The 18,275-nt window shown below is 61.1% G+C and carries 13 protein-coding genes and 1 pseudogene; 11 read left to right on the forward strand and 3 right to left on the reverse strand.

The features are described 5' to 3' along the window. Window positions 1-165: 165 nt before the first annotated feature. Genes PQQ95_RS22160 through PQQ95_RS22205 form a run of 10 tightly spaced genes read left to right on the forward strand, consistent with a single transcriptional unit; the run spans window position 166 to window position 11,174 of the window. Window positions 166-882, forward strand: coding sequence for a VirB8 family type IV secretion system protein (locus PQQ95_RS22160; protein WP_408440544.1), 717 nt, complete (start codon window positions 166-168; stop codon window positions 880-882). After that, complete coding sequence (locus PQQ95_RS22165) at window positions 879-1,703, forward strand: TrbG/VirB9 family P-type conjugative transfer protein (protein WP_408440547.1); 825 nt, start codon at window positions 879-881, stop codon at window positions 1,701-1,703. The genes PQQ95_RS22160 and PQQ95_RS22165 overlap by 4 nt, the downstream gene beginning before the upstream one ends. Further along, window positions 1,696-2,928, forward strand: a complete 1,233-nt coding sequence (gene virB10, locus PQQ95_RS22170; protein WP_408440550.1) for a type IV secretion system protein VirB10 — start codon at window positions 1,696-1,698, stop codon at window positions 2,926-2,928. Before PQQ95_RS22165 ends, virB10 begins: the two co-directional genes overlap by 8 nt. Next, window positions 2,925-4,043 carry a P-type DNA transfer ATPase VirB11 gene (virB11, locus tag PQQ95_RS22175; protein WP_408440553.1) on the forward strand — a complete coding sequence of 373 codons (1,119 nt, stop codon included), beginning with the start codon at window positions 2,925-2,927 and terminating at the stop codon, window positions 4,041-4,043. The genes virB10 and virB11 overlap by 4 nt, the downstream gene beginning before the upstream one ends. Before the next feature lie 12 nt (window positions 4,044-4,055). Next, window positions 4,056-4,430 (forward strand): hypothetical protein, encoded by a 375-nt coding sequence (locus PQQ95_RS22180; protein WP_408363542.1) that lies wholly within the window; start codon window positions 4,056-4,058, stop codon window positions 4,428-4,430. After that, window positions 4,427-6,166: a type IV secretory system conjugative DNA transfer family protein gene (locus PQQ95_RS22185; protein WP_408440673.1), complete on the forward strand. Its 1,740-nt coding sequence runs from the start codon at window positions 4,427-4,429 to the stop codon at window positions 6,164-6,166. The genes PQQ95_RS22180 and PQQ95_RS22185 overlap by 4 nt, the downstream gene beginning before the upstream one ends. Beyond that, window positions 6,163-8,025: a PriCT-2 domain-containing protein gene (locus PQQ95_RS22190; protein ID WP_408440676.1), complete on the forward strand. Its 1,863-nt coding sequence runs from the start codon at window positions 6,163-6,165 to the stop codon at window positions 8,023-8,025. Before PQQ95_RS22185 ends, PQQ95_RS22190 begins: the two co-directional genes overlap by 4 nt. Window positions 8,026-8,084: 59 nt before the next feature. Next, window positions 8,085-9,617 carry an LPD7 domain-containing protein gene (locus PQQ95_RS22195; RefSeq protein WP_408440562.1) on the forward strand — a complete coding sequence of 511 codons (1,533 nt, stop codon included), beginning with the start codon at window positions 8,085-8,087 and terminating at the stop codon, window positions 9,615-9,617. 8 nt (window positions 9,618-9,625) lie between these two features. Beyond that, window positions 9,626-10,159 carry a plasmid stabilization protein gene (locus tag PQQ95_RS22200; protein ID WP_408440565.1) on the forward strand — a complete coding sequence of 178 codons (534 nt, stop codon included), beginning with the start codon at window positions 9,626-9,628 and terminating at the stop codon, window positions 10,157-10,159. Window position 10,160: 1 nt separating this feature from the next. After that, window positions 10,161-11,174, forward strand: coding sequence for a relaxase/mobilization nuclease domain-containing protein (locus PQQ95_RS22205; RefSeq protein ID WP_408440680.1), 1,014 nt, complete (start codon window positions 10,161-10,163; stop codon window positions 11,172-11,174). Between the two features lie 182 nt (window positions 11,175-11,356). Here PQQ95_RS22205 and PQQ95_RS22210 read toward each other — a convergent pair whose 3' ends face one another. From PQQ95_RS22210 to PQQ95_RS22220, 3 genes and pseudogenes are all read right to left on the reverse strand, one after another. Next, window positions 11,357-11,785, reverse strand: coding sequence for a hypothetical protein (locus PQQ95_RS22210; RefSeq protein WP_408440571.1), 429 nt, complete (start codon window positions 11,783-11,785; stop codon window positions 11,357-11,359). Window positions 11,786-11,938: 153 nt separating this feature from the next. Continuing rightward, window positions 11,939-12,739, reverse strand: a pseudogene (locus PQQ95_RS22215) (transposase); the annotation flags it as partial. Between the two features lie 222 nt (window positions 12,740-12,961). Next, on the reverse strand, window positions 12,962-13,681 hold the full coding sequence (locus PQQ95_RS22220; protein ID WP_408440684.1) for a Crp/Fnr family transcriptional regulator: 720 nt from the start codon (window positions 13,679-13,681) through the stop codon (window positions 12,962-12,964). Between the two features lie 201 nt (window positions 13,682-13,882). On the opposite strand from PQQ95_RS22220, the gene PQQ95_RS22225 reads away from it, so the two are divergent. Then, a complete protein-coding gene (locus tag PQQ95_RS22225) occupies window positions 13,883-17,917 on the forward strand; it encodes a chemotaxis protein CheB (RefSeq protein ID WP_408440687.1) in 4,035 nt (1,344 codons plus the stop codon). The last annotated feature ends 358 nt before the right edge of the window (window positions 17,918-18,275 follow it).

The raw sequence follows: 18,275 nt of genomic DNA on the forward strand, positions 1-18,275 counted from the left end.
CGCCTGCAGCAGCGGGCCGCCGAAACCCGTGTTGCCGGATGGTCTGCACCGAGTACCGGTCAACCGCATTCTGCCGGTACCCGAAGTGCCGACATCTGAGGTGCCGGCACCTGCAGCGCCGGTTTCCCTGGGTCTGCCTGCATCGTCGGGCGCCGGAGCCCAATCATGAGCGAGCCGCACGACTTTGGCCGCGTGCTCGATATCGAGGCATCACTGACCCACCTCCAGGAGCGATCCGAGCGGCGCGCATGGCATGTCGCCTATGCGGCGGTCGGCGTCGCCGTACTGAGTGCCACGGCGCTTGCGATGATGGTGCCGTTCTATCGTGTCGTGCCGCTGCCGATTGAGGTCGATCGGCTGACCGGCGAATCCCAGGTGATCGACGTACTCGATGCCCGCCACGTACACACGAAGGATATCCAGGACAAGCACTGGGTCGAGGCTTATGTGCGTTCGCGCGAGCGGTACGACTGGGGGCTGCTGCAGATGGATTATGACAACGTGGTCGTAATGAGCGATGACGTGGTCGCGCGCGATTATCGCGGCATCTATGGCGGTCCGGACGCACTAGACCGGCAACTGGGGCCGGGCACCGAGCGGCGCGTCCGCATTCTCTCGACCACCCTGCCGCCTGACGAACCCGGACACGCTGTCGTGCACATTGAGCGCACGTCGTTCAGGAACGGGGTGGCGAACGCGGAATCGACGCAACGCTTCGTGATCACGCTCGCCTACATCTACCGGCCATCCGTTTTCACACGCGAGAGCGTCGCGATCGCCAATCCGTTCGGTTTCAAGGTGACAGCCTACAGCCGTGATCCCGAATATACGCCGCCGGCTGCCCCTCTAGCTCCGGCCTCGACGGCGGGAGGCACACCATGAAAGCACTTCCTCCTTGGGTGGTGCTGGCGGGGCTGCTAATCAGTTGCACCGTGCGCGCTTTCGACTTACCCGGCTGGTCCCACGATTCGCGTGTGCGACAGGTGGTGTATCGCGCGGATGAAGTCGTGTGCATTCAGGCTCAACGGGGCTTTGCCACGCATATCGCGCTCGACCCGCACGAAAAGATTCAGGTAGTGGCACCCGGTGACCGGGATGGCTGGCAGGTAGTGGCGAACAAGGGCGACCACGACGTGTACCTGAAGCCACAGCTCGCTGCACACGATTCGAATCTGGAGGTCCGTACCGACCGACGCAGCTACAGCTTAGATCTGGTGGTACTGCCGCTCAAGGCGAAGTTTGGCAACCACGACGTGATGTACCGCGTGACCTTCATCTATCCAGACGACGTGAACGCGCAGGCTCGCGCGAGCACGGATGCTGCGCTGGTTGAGCAACGTCTCGCACAGCCGCCCTTGGTGCGCAACACCGACTACTCGATGGAGGCGATGCCGCATTCGGACGACATTGCGCCAACGATTGCGTGGGATGACGGGCGGTTTACCTATCTGCGCATTCCAAACAACCGGCGGATGCCGGCGATCTTCCGGGTGGCCGATGACGGTACGGAGAGCGTTGTGGACAAACACGTGCAGGGCGACACGATCGTCGTACATGAGGTTGCGAAGCGCTTCGTGCTGCGACTGGGGAACGAAGTCGTCGGAATTTGGAACGACGCTTACGACATGGATGGCGTCCCGCCCCATGACGGCACGACTGTCAGCGGCGTCAAGCGCGCCTTGCGGAGTCATGGCGATGAATGACGATACGCCTCGCAATACGATTGAGCCCGATGGCCCGTCGGATCCTGCGCAGTCCGGCCGGGAAAGGGGTGGTGCCGATTCGCCAGGGATGTTCGTGGATCGCGGCATGCCGGCGCTGGGCCAGTACCGCAGCGCTCGCCCGCGTGCTTGGTGGCTGACGCCGATTGTGATTGTTCTCACGATCGGGGCCGGCGCGGTGTGGACCGTGCATGGTTTCCTTGCGCGTCATGACGCAGATGCGAAGGCGCACCGCGATGCTGTGGCCGATACGTCGACCCAGGGGCGTGTGTTCAAGGATGGTCCCGCCTCAGCGATGGGTGTCGCCGCCTCCGCGCCAGTTGTCGCAAGCGGCATGGCTGTGCATCCCGTACAGGCTCCGGTGCCGCGCGCAGCACCGGAACCGGTCGGCACAATCCACCCTACGGCATCCCGCAGCTATTACGATGCGCCGCTCGTTGCGGCGGGCGGAGCGGGTAGTCAGGACGCTGCGGCGGCCGAGGTCTCGGGTGTTGCGTCGTCGGTCATGGCTGCTGTGTCCGGCGGAACTGGGCTGTCTGGACAGAGGCTGGATCAGGCAGGCGGCGCATTGGTTCAGGCGCTGTCGCCGAGCGCCACGCCACGCGTGCGCGCCGGGATGCTGGGAAATCGCAGTCTCTTGCTCGCGCAGGGCGCCAAGATCGACTGCGCGGGCGATACAGCGTTTGATTCAACCGAGGCGGGCATCTCGACCTGCACGGTGACGAAGAATGTTTACTCCGATGATGGTCGGGTGTTGCTGATCGAGCGAGGTTCGCAGATCAACAGCCAGTATCGCTCGAATCTTTCACCTGGCCAGAAGCGGGTCTTCGTGTTGTCCGCCCGCATCAACACTACCAACGGTGTAACGGTCGAGATCGATTCGCCGGCAGCGGATGCGTTGGGGCGCATGGGTATCAATGGGTATATCGACAACCACTGGGGGCAACGCATTGGTGACGCGCTGATGCTCGGCATCACCCAGGATGCGATCGGCTATCTCGCCACGCGCGGCGGGAACAGCAACGGGTCGGTCGTCTACGCGAACACGCAGCAGCAGGGCAATGACATGGCCACGCGCGTGCTCGACAGTACGATCAACATTCCGCCGACGCTGACGCAGAACCAGGGCGCGGAGTTTACGATCGTGATCGCGCGCGATCTGGATTTCGGGTCGGTCTATGCGCTGCAGCCGGAGTCCGCACCATGAAAGCCCGTACGGACAGACCGGACCAGGCAGTTGACGCCATACTGGCGCGCTTGCCCGACGATGCGTCGGTGCGGGAGTTGATGCGGCCGTTCGCGCCGCTGCTCGACGACGCGGATGTGACCGAACTGGTCATCAACCGGGCGCAGCGCGTGCTGACCGAGACACATCGTGGCTGGCACAGCCACGACTACCCCGATCTCGACTTCGAACGCCTGATGTCGTTCGCCGTGGCGGTGGCCACGCTGACGAACCAGGAGGTGTCGGCGCAGCATCCCGTGCTCTCGGCGCTTCTGCCGGGTGACGCGCGCATTCAGATCGTAATACCGCCGGTTGTGCCGCCTCGCACGGTCTCGATCACGATCCGTCGGCCGTCCGCGCGTGAGAAGACCCTCGACGCGTACCGCGACGAGGGGTTGTTCGATGAGACGGCATGGCACCGCCCGGATGGACTCGATGCGGTGTTGCTGGTGTTGAACCCCGAAGATCGCAAACTCATCCAGTGCCTGGATGCACGGGATTTGGGGGCTTTTTTTGAGGGGGCGGTCACCGCACGGTTGAACATCGTAATCGTCGGCAGTACGGGTTCGGGCAAGACCAGCTTCATGAAAACCCTGTGCCGGTCGATCCCGCCGACCGAGCGGATCGTGACGATCGAAGATGTCCGCGAGCTATTTATCCCGCACATCGAAAACTGTGTGCACCTGCTTTACAGCAAGGGCGGTCACGGCCAGGCGCGCGTCACGCCGGCCGATCTGATCGCGAGCACGATGCGCATGCGCCCGGATCGCGTGCTGTTGGCCGAGCTGCGCGGCGCCGAAGCCTATGACTTCCTCAAGCTTCTGACGACAGGGCATGCCGGTTCCATCACGAGCTATCACGCCTCCAGCGCGACGGTCGCGATCGAGCGCTTTGCGCTGATGGCGAAGGAACATCCCGAGGCTGTGGCCTATGACGATGCTGCGTTGAAGCACCTGCTGTTTCTGACCATCGATATCGTCGCGCACTTGGAAGCGCAGCCGATTTTCAACGAGGCAGGTGAGCAGACCGGCAAGCGGTGGGGCATGACGGAAATCTGGTTCGATCCGGTGCGTAAGGCCCAGACGGCGTTTGTGTAGGAGAGAACGGTCATGATGAAGCTATCTCCTATTGTCTCCCATCAAGCGCAGATGGCTGGCGTCACGGTAACCGTGCTGGCAGTCCTGCTCGGAGGCTTGGTGACCTCGCTGTGGTTGGCGTCGTTTTTCCTGTACGCGAGTCTGCGGATCAATCCCTTGCATGCCGGTCTGTGGGGATGGCTCGACGCAGCTCTCGCCTGGCAAAACGGTCAGATGCTCGTCGCTGGCAGGCGGCTCGCCGGCGCTGCACTCTTTGGTGTGCTCCTCGCCTTCGGTGGCCCGGCTTTCGCCTTGCATGCCATCTGGGAACGGTCCGGGCGACGACGTCTTTACGGCAGCGCGCGGTTTGCCAGCGACGCGGAAATCCGCGAGGCAGGGTTGCTATGAGCACGCTCGCACGCATGGAATCGACTCCTGCCATTGTCGTTGGCGTGTGGCGCGGGCGTTATCTGCGCTTCCCCGGCCAGCAGTTCGTGCTACTGGCGGCGCCCGCGCGGTCAGGCAAGGGCGTTGGCGTTGTGATCCCGAACCTGCTCAGTTTCTCCGATTCGGTAGTAGTACTCGACGTGAAGCAGGAAAACTATGCCATCACCGCGGGTTTCAGGCACGCATACGGGCAGGATGTCTATCTGTTCAACCCGTTCGCGGAGGACGGCCGTACGCATCGGTACAACCCGCTGTCGGCGATCTCGGATGGACTTTTCCGCGTGGGTGACATTCTAGCGATTGGTTACGCCCTCTATCCGCCGGGTGGGCACGACGATTTCTGGAAGGATCAGGCGCGGAACCTATTTCTTGGCATCGTGTTGCTGTTGTGCGAATGGCGTGATGCTCGCCGAAGCGGCAACGGACCGTCAATTCCCGACTATCCGGTGACGATGGGCGAGGTGCTGCGGCAATCATCGGGCAATGGCATGCCGGTGAAGGCTTACCTTCAGCGGGCACTCGTCCAGCATCGCAATCTGCTGACAGGATCGTGTGTCGATGCAGTAAACCGCTTTCTGTCGAACGACGACAAGGTGCTAGCGAGCATTCTCGCGACCTTCAACGCGCCGCTGACGATCTGGGCCAACCCCATCGTCGATGCTGCAACAAGCGCCAACGACTTCGATCTGCGTGACGTGCGCCGCCGCCGGATGTCGATCTATATCGGCATCACTCCCGACCATCTGTCTGAGGCGGCGCTACTCGTGAATCTTGTATTCTCGCAGCTCGTCAATCTCAATACGAGGCAATTGCCCGAGGCTGATTCCACTCTGAAATTCCAGTGTCTGGTCCTACTCGACGAAATGACGGCGATCGGGAAAATCCACATCATCGCGCGGGCGGTTGCCTACATGGCGGGCTACAACTTGCGTTTACTGTCCATCGTCCAGTCGGTAGCGCAACTCGAATCTGTCTACGGCCGGGCCGATGCACGCACCTTCGTCACCAACCACGCGATGCAGATTCTCTACGCGCCGCGTGAGCAGAAGGATGCGAACGACTATTCCGAGATGCTCGGCACGTTTACCGACCAGTCACGCAGCGTCAGCCGTTCGAACGCGATCTTCGGTGGTCGAGGCGGATCGAGCGAAAGCACTTCCGAGCAGCGCCGACCGCTTCTGCTACCGCAGGAACTGAAGGAGCTTGGCCGGGACAAGGAAATCATCGTGCTCGAAAACACCAAGCCGATCTTGGCCGACAAGATCTGCTACTGGAGCGATCCCGAGTTTGTCTCGCGCGTGATAGCGGCACCCTCGGTGCCAGCCATGAATCTGGCGCACTTCAGCGTCGTGGTCGAACGACGGCTGCGCGAGCTGCGAACAGACGAAATCAATCCGGAGGGCACCGGGCTCATCAATCCAGTCGCCGAGTATCTGGAAGTGTTGCAGGCATGGGATCCCCGCGATCTCCCGCCGAGTCTCGCTGACATCAGTGAAGACGATACCGTGGCGTATGTGGAGCGGCATTTCATGCTGCTTGGGGTACCGAACGAAAGGGTTCGGAAGGCGGCGCGCCGCCTGTCGGTTGCCGATCTCGACGTGGCGGAGCTCGCCCCAGTTGAACCATCGCGACCCCGCCGCACATCTGCACGGCGCGTGCCCTCGAATGTCGTGCCGATTCAGGGAGGCGCTCAATGAACGCACCACATGTAGATGAGGTTGCACGCGCACGCGCAGCGCTGTCGGTGATTCCTGCGGACGATTACGGGACGTGGGTGGACATGGCGTTCGCGCTCAAGCAGGGATTCGGCGACGAGGGCTTCGAGATCTGGGATGAGTGGAGCCGCACCGCGGGTAACTATAACGAACGCGCGGCCCGCACCACGTGGCGCTCAGCCGATGCGTCGGGCGGCAAGACCCTTGCCTCGTTGTTCTGGCTCGCACGCCAGCACGGTTTCGATCTGAAGCGTTCGCACTATCCGGATCGGGTGGCAACTGCCTATGTGCCTTCCCGTGAGCTGCTCGAGCTCCGCACGCGCGAGGAAGAACGGAGGCAGGCCCGTCATGTCGCGGTGGCCCGCGAGGCGGCCGCACTTTGGCAGTGGTCGCGTCCAGTTGGGCCGCAGCATCCTTACCTGACGCGCAAGCGCCTCGATCCGGTCGAGACCTTGCGTGAACTGGATGCACAGGAGCTGCGCTCCCTCCTTGGATACGCGCCAATGAGCGAAGAAGATCCGCTGGTTGGGCGCGTCCTGATTGTGCCGGTGTGGATCGATGCGATCTCCACGCTAGAGCTGATCGACGAGCACGGCCGAAAATCATCACTGGCAGGGGGAGTGAAGAAGGGTGGGTACTGGACGACTGGATCGGCGCCGACACCGGGCGAGGCATCCGCACCGATCCTGATCGGTGAGGGCATGGCGACGGCTCTATCCACATACCGTGCGACGGGCTGGTTTGCAGTAGCGGCACTTTCGAGTGGGAATCTGGGCCAGGTGGCCGCCTCCTTGCGCGAGCGGTTTCCCGATAGCGATCTGATAGTGCTTGGCGAATTGGGGCGGGGTGACGCGGATGCCCGGAGGGCGGCAGAAGGCGCAATGGCGCATCTGGCCTGGCCGGTCTTTGCCAAAGACACGTGTATCAACGGCAAGGCGCCGAACGATTTCAGCGACATGGCGATTCTGTCGGGTTTCGATGCCGTGGGCGACCATCTGCGTGAAGTGGCCTTTCAGTCCATTGGGAGAGCGAACAGATTGCGGGATACGGACTTCGTGTCCGACGTGCAAGTGGGCGAGATGGATGAACGGAATGAGGAGGGAGAAATGGGTCGCTCTAAAGAGAACCTGCTGGGCGACGCCGAAGGCAGTCAGCGTCATCGGTCGTCAAATGGCAGTGTGTCGAAAGAGACGGTTCCGGAATCAGCTGCGCCGAATGGGTCGACTGCGCCGGCCGCTCCCCCGGCCGCTGAAATTCTGGACGCCGTCTCTGCTGCGAAGCCTTCCCCGGCTGCCGATCCGCCACGGTTTGCGCCGACGGGTGCGCCGGTCGGCGAGCCATTGTTTGGATTGGGTGACGTTCCAAGTGAGATGAAAGCACTGGCCGGGCAACGGTTCGGCATACCGCTCAGGATGGGAACACCGCGCGAGAACGGCGGGCCGTACCGCGGTGAAGTGTTCAACACCGAGCACTACCTGATCCAGGAGGTCGCGACCCGCAGCGTCGTGTTCCACCGGAAGGACCAGATGGAGTTCATCTCCGAGCGTCTGAAATGGATGGACGGGAACGCACGGTTGAACGGCTCCGAGCTGCAGGTCGGGTATGACGGCGATCGACCGAAGGTCTATCCGTGGGATCGCGCGCGCGATCTGCTGGAACGGACGGTCGGTTCGCTGAAGAAGTCCGCACGTGAACTGAATTTCAGTCCGAATCTCGAGGCCATGCTCGATCAACTGCAGGCGAGATCGTGGGCACGGATTAGAGAGGCACGCGCCGCCGCACTGGAGAAGTCGAAGGACCACACATCGTCGCCAGAACCGGCGGCAGACCCCGATCGGTAGCGTTTCACGGTTGCGGCGCCTATTCGCAAAACCTTCCCTGAACTGTACGAGGTTGCATCATGGCACAGACATCTTCGGCCCTGGATTCCGATCCGGTCATTAATGTGATCGAGCAGGACGTGCCGGGCGTGCGTAGCGCAGATGCTCCGACAGGCGGTAATGACAGGGATGACGCGCTGAATTCGGCCGCAATGAAAGCGGTGTCGGCGCGGCGTCGCCGAGAGTTCGATGCGGCGCGGACGAGCCTACGCGATCAGGCGATTCGCGACGATGCTGGGGCATCGCGGCAAGCTGGAGTACGAGCAGTTGCTGATGTGCCGCTACGGCATACCGGTACGGGCCGCGTGCCACTCGACCAGCCACCGGAGCGTGTTCGCAAACGGTATCTGCGCACGGGCAACCAGTATTTCCTGAAGGAGGCACCGTTTCAGCTCGCTTTCGTGGATCTGGGGCCGTACCTCGTCACCGAGCACAACCGGCCGGACGTGGTGGAGTCGATGGTCGATATGGCGCATGCCAAATCGTGGCAACGCATCCGCGTTTCGGGACACGAGGCGTTCCGTAGCGAGGTGTGGCTGCAGGGCACGCTTCTCGGGATCGAGGTGAGCGGCTACGAGCCAAAGGCTGCGGATCTGGCGCGCCTCGCCGACGCCCGGCAGGCGCGGCTGAACAATCGCATTGACGCCGGTCTGAAGGTAGAGCCAACAGCTGTCGTCGGCTCGAGAGGGAGCACAGATGGACGTTATGCAGCGTCACCATCGCCGCAGGCGCGTGTGCGCGCCGCTTCGGATGGCGCATCTCCTGTTGGATCCGTGCGGAAGGGTAGCCCAGTCCCGCCGCCTGTTCCGGAAAGCCGGGATACTGCGACTGACGAACCGGACGCGCCACGGCGGTACGTCGGCGAACTGCGCGAGCATGGAGGCGCGCCGTATCAGCACAACCCCGCGCGCAGCGACTCGTACTACGTGGTGTTCCGCGACGAGGCGGGCGTCGATCATGTGGTGTGGGGCGTGGATCTCGAGCGTGCTGTTCTTGATTCGCTGGCCGCCATCGGGCAGCAGGTGACGCTCGAAAACCTCGGCAAGCGACTCGTGACCGTCCAGGTGCCGATTCTGGATGGCGATGGTGTCGTCGTGGGCGAGGAAGAGAAAGACGTGCACCGGAACACGTGGCAGGTGGGTGTCGTGCAGCGTGGACGGGCGGCTTCTCAGGCTACGTCGCGAGCCGAAACACTATCGGGCGATGCGGCTCAACCTCATGCCGACCAGCGTGTACAGCTCGCCGCAGAGCCTGTACCGCAGCGTCGTCGTGGTGCGCAGCGGGGGGATGACCAGCGCGTGCTACACCTAGCTGTCCTGACCGCTGCGATGCGGGAACAGGGTTTTAGCGAACGTTCCATTTCCCGTGTGCAGCAGCACGCCGCACGCATGCTGGACGCATTCGGGAAGGAGGATATCCCGGTGCCGCCGCCGAAGGTCTTTGATGCGAAGGCGCCTTCGGGCCGTGATCGTCGGATGCGCGCGTCTGCTGAGCGTGCGCTCGCTCCCGAAGTCGAACGGGCGCCGGCCGAGCCGTCAATGCCGGCACGCTAGGGTGAGCCGTGAGATTCCGTGAGCGCCTGTGCGTCGAGCTGGGCGCGGTCAGGCCGCGTTGGGATGCCTGGTGCGCGCGCCGTGGTGTAACGGCCGGCGAGGGCGTGCGGCAGTTGATTGCTGCCGCAGTCAACGCAGAGGCCGGCGATCGACCTGTTGCGAACGAATCTGGACTGACCCAGCCGATAGTCGGAGAGTCGCGCAGTCGTATCGAAATCCGGTTGACCGTCGCAGAGAAGATGGTGGTGGAGCAGCGCGCGGCAGCGTCGGGCCTGCACAGCAATCGGTGGATCGTGGCGCTGATCCGCGCGCAACTGACACGGGAGCCGCAGTTGGGAGCGCGGGAACTGCTTTTGCTGTCGGCGTCGAACCAGCAGCTTGCTGTCATCAGCCGGTCGTTGGGGCAGCTTGCGCGCGGTGGTGGCGCTGGGCTCACGTGCCAGGAGCTGGCTGATTTTGGAGGCATCCGGGATCAGATTGACGCGCATCTGCGTGCTGTCACGGGTGTGATTCGCGCTAATCTCGACCGATGGAGCCGGTAGCATGCCGTATCCAAAAATCTACGTCGACGCGATGCTCCTGAACTGGGGGGATCGGTTATTTCACGAGCCGTTCAGGCATTCAGGGGCATCTCGGCTTTCACGAGCGGGCATTCAGGACGAGGCAGCGCGCATGCGCGACCAATTGGCCCGAACGCTGAAGCGTACCCCGGAGGTGATGGTCAAGATCACCAACAAGGCGTCTAGTGCGCAGGGAATAGGAGCTGTACGTCGACATCTTCGTTACATTTCGCGTAATGGCCGGGTCGATCTGGAAGATCAGAACGGCGACAGAATTTCCGGCGTCGATGCGCTGCGTGACCTCACGAAAACCTGGCAGCTCGGCGGATGGGGGATACCAGACACCAGCACTCGCCGCGAAGTATTCAATATCCTTCTGTCGATGCCGCCGGGAACGAACCGGCAGGCCGTGCGCGATGCGGCGCGTGATTTTGCGGCGCTCGAGTTTGGCGATGGACGCGCGTATATCTTTGCTGCGCACGATGATGAGGCCCATCCGCATGTGCATTTAAGTGTGCAGGTGCGGGGACCGGACGGCCGTCGGTTGAATCCACGTCACAAGGATCTTCAGCGGTGGCGTGAGTACTTTGCAGAGCAGCTTCGAGCGCGTGGCGTTGACGCGAATGCCACCTCTCGGCGAACCCGCGGCGTCACACAACGGTATCCCAAACCAGCAGTCGTGCATCTGATTGAGCGTGGTGAGGTGCCGAGTCTCTGGCGGGCCGTCCCCACGGATGCGCAGCGCGCGGCAGGTTGGGTTGCATGCGGCGGGGTGTTTGCCGCATGGCGCGAGGCGGCCTACGCGATGGCGAGATCGAGCGCGCGCGAGGATCGTGAACTGGCAATTGAAATGGCCTATTTCGTTGGCGCCATGCCGGTACAAAGGGATAGGCTTGCGGCGAAACGAGAACGGGATGCCGGACCAGACCGGCTGGAGCGCGTGGAGCGGGAAAGCGATGGTAGGTCGAAAGATGTCGGGCCCGATGTGGAGCGCTGACCGGCGGAGATGATGATGGGCATCCGGTACACGGTCGGAGGCGCGGGCCGCACCACTTCGCGCAGGGAGCTGATCCTCTACAGTTGGAATCGGATCAGATGATCCGGTGGAATTGTTCCAAGCTGTTTCGCGGGCAGAGCAAGCCGGCGCGGCATAGGGCGTCGGTGCGCAAGGCTAATCACTTAGGGATCGACAAACCACGCCGGCCCGGCCTTGAAGGATGCGAAAAGTAGAAAGACCAAAGCAATCAGCAGAAGCGGGAGGCTGTAGAGTGCCACAGGGAAGAACAGCGCCAACTGAAATGCCGAACCGGCTAGTCCGTGGACAAGATCCGTTTCACGAATGTTTTCATAGGCCATCCAGACGATGGGGACGACGCTTAAAACGACGAGGACGAGTCCATCATTAAGGGAAGTATGATCGCGTACGTCACTTGCATAGCAATAGAATCCCAACCACATGAGGTTGATGGAGAGTGCCGCCAGCCAGAATGCGCGAAGCCTGAAAAAACGATGTCCAAAACGGCGACGGCAGTGGCCGCTGAATAACTGGATACATTTCACAAGGCCTAGCAGGGCGCCTACGGTAACGGCACATTTCAGAATTTCCACTACCTCACTCCTCATTCGATGGACTGTGGAGATATGCGGCTGACTGCCGATGAAGAGCGTGATTCGGTGCGCGCTGTCCTTGCGTTACTTTTTATTCAATATAGACGATCGCATAGAGAACACAACGATTCTCGTTGGTCGGCGCGGACAATCATTGGTAACGATGTGCGCGACGATCAGGTGGTGCTTTGTGTCAACCGCAGTCTGCACGTTGTACCCGACAACCCCAGTTCCTCGTGTCTTCATCGAACGAGCATCTGGATCCGTGAGCGATACCTGTTTGTCGGGTGCTGCGTTGAGTTGGACCTCAATCTCCTTGAGGCCTCGCATCTGCTCCTTCAAGGCCGCAACTTTGTCTTGCAGTCGCTCCGTCCTGACCTTCGCGATTGCAGGCTCCTGACGATCCGCTGTGTCCATCGCATCAAGATGGCGGGCGATACTTGACTCGATGTCGCGCATGCGTCGTTCAAGCTTCGCGCTCGTGAAGTTACGGTCGCGGTGGTTCACCGCCTTGAACTTGCTACCGTCAATCGCAACGATCGCTTCGGCGAAGAGGTCCAGACGCTGGCACAGCACGACGAACTGACGGCAGACGCTACTGATCGCTTTGCCGTTGTCTTTACAGAACCGCGCAATGGTCTTGAAGTCCGGTGCCAGACGGCCCGTAAGCCACATCAGTTCGACGTTGCGCTGGGCCTCGCGTTCAAGGCGGCCGCTCGACTGAATACGGTTCAGGTAACCGTAGATATAGATCTTGAGCATCACCTCGGGGTGATACGACGGCCGACCAGTCAACGCTGGTTCGACGCCTTCAAACCCGAGCTTATGAAGATCAAGCTCATCGACGAAGACATCAACTACGCGCACGGGATTGGTGTCCGTTATGTAGTCGTCGAGTGTTTCGGGGAGGAGAAAGCTCTGATTACGACTGTCGCCTTGAACGAACCGCTTCATCTCGCTCATCCTCTGCTATAGGATGAAGAATTTTAGCGCTCCAAAAATGCGTTTTGACACGCTCTGGGCCAAGCTCCTCGCTACCTTTTACGAACGTCCGGTCGCACGGCATGAGCAGTACTTCGTCTTGGGATAATGGACGCTCGATGTAACGGAGCGGTTGCGCCGAAGTTGATCTGTAAAGGAGGATCGTTCCTTCCAGCTCCATGGAAGCTCGACCTGTCACATCACCTTCAGATCAGGGAGCAGCCTTTCGCATTCTCTCCTGACAACGCGATAGCACTCGCACACGCGTTTTTCGAGTCCGGGCCGGTCCAGTACCTCAATACGGCCGTAGCTGTAGCGGATCAGCCCGGCATCCTGCAGTTTCACCGCCGCTTCCGTTACGCCGGCTCGCCGGACACCGAGCAGGTTGGCGATCAATTCCTGGGTCATCGTCAATTCATTCGAGGGTAGTCTGTCGATACTAAGCAGCAGCCATTTACAAAGTTGCTGGTCAATTGAGTGGTGCCGGTTGCACACGGCGGTCTGCGCAATCTGCGTGATCAATGCCTGGGTATAGCGCAGCAATAGGCGTTGCACCGCACCCGCGCGATTGAATTCCTCTTTCAGGACGCCGGCATCCAGTCGATATACGCGTCCGGCGCTTTGCACAACCGCCCGGTTAGATGTGGTTTCACCGCCCATGAAGAGTGCGATGCCGATGATCCCTTCGTTACCCACGATGGCAATTTCGGCAGATGCGCCGTTCTCCAGTACGTACAGCAACGAAACGATGCATGTAGCCGGGAAATAGACATGGTCGAGACGGTCGCCGGCCTCGTAGATGACGTGCCCCAGTGACAGGTCCACTGGCACCAGATGCGGTGCGACGCGTGTCCACTCCGCTTCGTCCAGCACGGAGAGCAGGTGATTCCCGTTCCGATGATCTTCCTTCAACATTTGCCTGTTCCCTCGCCGACCGTCAGGAAACTACACTACATCGCTTCGCCGACCTCGGATATTGAAGGTTCCGGCATGATACGTCGCACATATCGCCCGTTTGCGACGCCTGGCGACAGAAGCGAATACCCTCCAGAAGCCCGATCAGTGGCGGCGTAATAGGCGCTACACTGGCGTTCCAGCAGTCTTGAGCGGTGTGTCATGAATGATTCCAATAGCACTTCTACTGCGCCGGGGCTGGCCATCGTTCCGCGAATAGTCGCGATTGGCGCGTCGGCCGGTGGCCTTCATGCGCTGAGCCTGTTTTTCAGGGCGGCTTCCGCAATTCCGAGCGACGTTGCCTTCGTGATCGTGGTCCACCTGGCTCCCGGCGCCGAGAGCCATCTGCCGGGGTTGCTGGCCAAGGAGACGCCATTACCCGTATCAGCCATTGAGGACGGCGTAACACTGCGCGCGGGGCACGTCTATGTCATCCCGCCGAACGTGTCGGTTGTTATCGAGCAAGACGTGTTCAGACTGCGGGCCGCCGTTGATCGTCCCGCAATTCCCATGCCGATTGATGCATTCTTCACGTCGCTGGCCGCTGACCAGCATGATCGCGCTATCGGAATTGTGCTCACTGGCGCAAACGCGGACGGTTCGGCAGGCCTGAGAGCGATCAAGGCAGAGGGCGGTATGGTGATGGCGCAAACGCCCGAAACGGCCGAGCATAGCGCAATGCCCAGTCATGCAGTCGCAACGGGATTGGTCGACTATGTGCTCCCGGTCGAAAGCATACCTGCTGCGCTGTTCGATTACATCGGCCGATCCGCGGCCAGGGTGCCACAGGCCACCGCTGATGCTGCGCATCCGGTCGATCTTGAGCCGGCGCTCAGGGCACTTGCCGCTGCCGGATCGGACTTCAGGGGCTACAAACGGGGCACGCTTCAGCGTCGCATTGCGCGCCGCATGGTGGTCAACCGGATTGACAGCCTGGACGCGTATTACGACGTCCTGAAAGCCTCGCTCGAGGAGGCTCAGGCGCTTAGCCTGGACATGATGATCGGTGTGACAGAGTTCTTTCGCGATCCTGGTGCATGGACCGCGTTGGCCGAACGGGTTCTGACCGTCCTTCTGGAAGAGCCAGACAGCGAGCAGCCCCTTCGCGTATGGGTGCCGGGATGCGCGACAGGCGAAGAGGCCTATTCGATGGCCATGCTGCTGACCGACGAGATCGAGAAGCGCCGGGAGACGCGACCATTCATGATCCTTGCCTCCGACGTGAACCGTTTGGCGCTGGGACGCGCGAGGCAGGGCATCTATTCAGCCAGTGTCGCTTCAGCGGTCGGTAAAACGCGGCTCAATCGATTCTTTCAGGCTCACAACGACGGATTTCAGATCCGGCAGGAACTTCGCGAAACGGTTCTGTTCACTCCGCAGAACCTGATCGCCGATCCGCCGTTTTCCCGCGTCGATCTGATCAGTTGCCGCAACCTGCTGATTTACCTTGAGCCGGAGGCCCAGCAGCGGGTATTCGAGCTGTTCCACTTCGCGCTCAATCCGAAGCGTTTTCTGTTCCTGGGACGGTCGGAAAGTACCGATCCCGATTCCACCCAGTTCGAGGAAGTGTCGAGAGCCTGGCGTATTTACCAGCGCAGTCCGATCGTGGCGCCGGCATCCGCTGGCTATCGGTTTTCCGCAAGAACGACCCGTCGCGAGGATTTCCCGCCCACCAGTCGCGTCGGCGCGCGCAGCAAGGGTTACGCGGAACTGGTCAACGCCACGCTGCTCGAAGAGCACCACGCTGCATCGGTGCTGATCAATTCCGCTCACCAGGTGCTCTACGTGAGCGGCTCGACGGACGAATTCCTGACGCAACCAACTGGCGAGCCGACGGGCAACATTCTCGACATGGCGCGCGAAGGCCTGCGCCTCAAGCTACGGATCGTACTGCGCCGGGCAACCCAGGAGGCTGCTTCGCCGGTCAGCGAGGTGGTGTCTGATGGTGGTGCACCGGCGGTGAAGATCACGGTGACGCGACCATTCGACACGACGCATGCCGGCAAGACATTGCTTGTCATCTTCGCCAGGTTGCCAACGGCCGACCGGCTTGCATCGACGGTGCCTTCCGGTGCGGGTTCCGATCTCTGGCATCTCGAGAGCGAGCTTCGTACAACGCAGGTGGAGCTCGGCAGTACGATCGAGGAACTGGAAGAGAGCAACAGTGAGTTACGGGTATCGAACGAAGAAATCCTTTCGATGAATGAGGAGCTGCGCTCTGCAAACGAAGAGCTCGAAACTTCCAAGGAGGAGTTGCAAGCAGTCAACGAACAGTTGAATGGCCTCAATTCTCAACTCGAGCAGAAGGTCCATCAGACGGAGGTCCTCAACGCGGACCTCACGAATCTGTTTGCCAGCACGCAAATCGCGACGCTGCTTCTCGACAGGCAGGGCCTGATCAGGCGGTTTACTCCCAGTGCGGCGAGGATTCTGGGGCTTGCACCGCCTGACATTGGACGCAGGGTTGTAGAGGTCCTCGGAAACCCGCTCGGCGACGCGTTGCCAGCCGAGGTCGACCGGATAATTGCGGGCGTGGAACAGCAGGCAGAGAAGGAGATCGAAACCGCGACCGCGGAATGGTATGTTCGCCGTGTCACGCCGTATATTGCGATTCGCGAAGGTCCGCCTGTAGGCGTCGTGGTGACGTGGACCGATATTACTCACGTCAAGCTGTCTGACGAGCGCGCCCGACGCCTTGCAGCAGTGGTTCAGGATTCGAATGACGCGGTGACGGTATTCGACCTCAAAGGTCGCTTTCTCACCTGGAACAAGGCGGCGAGCGCAATGTATGGCTACAGCGAGGCCGAAGCGCTTGGCATGACCGTCTCCGAACTGGTACCACGTGGTGCGAGGCCAGATCATCTCGATTTCATTCGCCATGCACAGCACAATGAGGCACTGCATTCCTACGAGACGCAGAGGGTAACGAAGGACGGACGCGTGGTTGATATCTGGCTTACGCTGTCGGTCCTGTCGGACGACGGGGGCAACGCCATCGGCGTGTCATCGACTGAGCGCGACCTCGTCAACCGCAGCGCGAGTAATGCTCACCTTCGCGAGCGCGCCGAACAGCTGGCGCTGGCTGACCGGAGAAAGAATGAATTTCTGGCAATGCTCGGGCATGAACTGCGCAATCCGCTTGCGGCGTTGGTCTCCGCCGGAGACCTACTCGCGTCGGAAACGGTCGGAGTCACACAAAAGGACTGGGCTGCTGGCGTCATTCAAAGGCAGGGGCGCGCGATGATGCATCTCGTGAACGACTTGCTCGATATCACCCGGATAACAAGCGGCAGTATCGAATTGAATCGACAAACCGTTCTGCTTAAAACAATCGTCCAGAGTGCCATCGAAGTTTGCCAACCGATCGTCGATGAGCGTCGTCATACGCTGTCCGTCTCGCTGCCGGAAGAACCTATATGGCTAAACGCGGACCCGACACGCCTGTCGCAGGTCATCGAGAACATCGTGATCAATGCGGCGAAATACACCGCGCCTGGCGGGTCAATACAATTGCGGGCGACCAGAATAGCTCATCGGCTATCGCTCAGCATCAAGGACAACGGAAGAGGTATCCCGTCTACGATGCTCGGGAGCCTTTTTGACATGTTTGTCCAGGGACCCGTGTCAGATAGCCAGCGCCAGAACGGCCTGGGTGTTGGCCTGTCCGTGGTCCGGCGACTGGTCGAATTGCATGGAGGCTCGGTTCGGGCCATCAGCGACGGCAAGGCCGGCAGTGAATTTGTCGTCGATCTGCCGATCGATACGAGACCCATCCCCGGGGAGCAGGTCAATCCGCAGGCTGCACCGGTCGCCGTGCGCCCCAGCCGGATTCTCATTATTGATGACAACGCCGATGCGAGTGAGGCGCTGGCAATGCTTCTGGCGGATGAAGGTCATCAGGTCGAGACGCGCCTCGATGGTGTTTCGGGACTCAGCGCGGCGGCGACCTTCAGCCCCGACGTCGTACTTCTCGACATTGGACTCCCCGGCATGGACGGTTACGAGGTAGTGAGAAGGCTGCGTGAATCCGAGTCCAGTCGAAACGCAGTCCTGATAGCCGTCACCGGATACGGACTGCCGGCGGATCGCCGCCGGTCAGCCGAGGCGGGGTTCGACCATCATCTGACCAAGCCGGTCGACTATGAAGCCTTGATCCGGTTAATTGGCACGGTGATGCCGGGGAAGTCGCGCGCGTAGCGCGCGCTATAACGACAGGTAAACGCTGGCGAGCCCGCAGCCGATTTTCGTGGAAATTGAGCGTGCGCGATATGCGCGGAAAACCGGATGCGGCAAATCAGTCTGCGCAAATACTGCGGACACGCGACTATGAGCGTCCGCAATTGGACGAGGCTTTGACACTCCAGGCAACTAACTGACAGGCCACGATGGATCCAGGTTGTGTAAAAACGCGACGCTGACGCATTGACGATTGCACACGATCACCGACACGCGCCGACGGCCTCTCTGAGTCCGTCCAACGGTTACTGGTTTTCTTGAGTGTTATGTGAGAGAACGAGGTGCTTAGGCGCTCTAGTGCGCGGCGACGAGGCCGGCC

It is taken from the genome of Paraburkholderia caffeinilytica, assembly GCF_046030355.1.
In the GTDB taxonomy this organism is placed as follows: domain Bacteria; phylum Pseudomonadota; class Gammaproteobacteria; order Burkholderiales; family Burkholderiaceae; genus Paraburkholderia; species Paraburkholderia caffeinilytica_B.

What these genes read in the sequence shown, in the direction of transcription:
- PQQ95_RS22180 (WP_408363542.1), top strand. Translation starts at nt 4,056, where the DNA reads ATGATGAAGCTATCTCCTATTGTCTCCCATCAAGCGCAGATGGCTGGC.
- PQQ95_RS22185 (WP_408440673.1), top strand. Translation starts at nt 4,427, where the DNA reads ATGAGCACGCTCGCACGCATGGAATCGACTCCTGCCATTGTCGTTGGC.
- PQQ95_RS22205 (WP_408440680.1), top strand. Translation starts at nt 10,161, where the DNA reads ATGCCGTATCCAAAAATCTACGTCGACGCGATGCTCCTGAACTGGGGG.
- PQQ95_RS22225 (WP_408440687.1), top strand. Translation starts at nt 13,883, where the DNA reads ATGAATGATTCCAATAGCACTTCTACTGCGCCGGGGCTGGCCATCGTT.
- PQQ95_RS22195 (WP_408440562.1), top strand. Translation starts at nt 8,085, where the DNA reads ATGGCACAGACATCTTCGGCCCTGGATTCCGATCCGGTCATTAATGTG.
- virB11 (WP_408440553.1), top strand. Translation starts at nt 2,925, where the DNA reads ATGAAAGCCCGTACGGACAGACCGGACCAGGCAGTTGACGCCATACTG.
- virB10 (WP_408440550.1), top strand. Translation starts at nt 1,696, where the DNA reads ATGAATGACGATACGCCTCGCAATACGATTGAGCCCGATGGCCCGTCG.
- PQQ95_RS22220 (WP_408440684.1), bottom strand. Translation starts at nt 13,681, where the DNA reads ATGTTGAAGGAAGATCATCGGAACGGGAATCACCTGCTCTCCGTGCTG.
- PQQ95_RS22160 (WP_408440544.1), top strand. Translation starts at nt 166, where the DNA reads ATGAGCGAGCCGCACGACTTTGGCCGCGTGCTCGATATCGAGGCATCA.
- PQQ95_RS22165 (WP_408440547.1), top strand. Translation starts at nt 879, where the DNA reads ATGAAAGCACTTCCTCCTTGGGTGGTGCTGGCGGGGCTGCTAATCAGT.
- PQQ95_RS22190 (WP_408440676.1), top strand. Translation starts at nt 6,163, where the DNA reads ATGAACGCACCACATGTAGATGAGGTTGCACGCGCACGCGCAGCGCTG.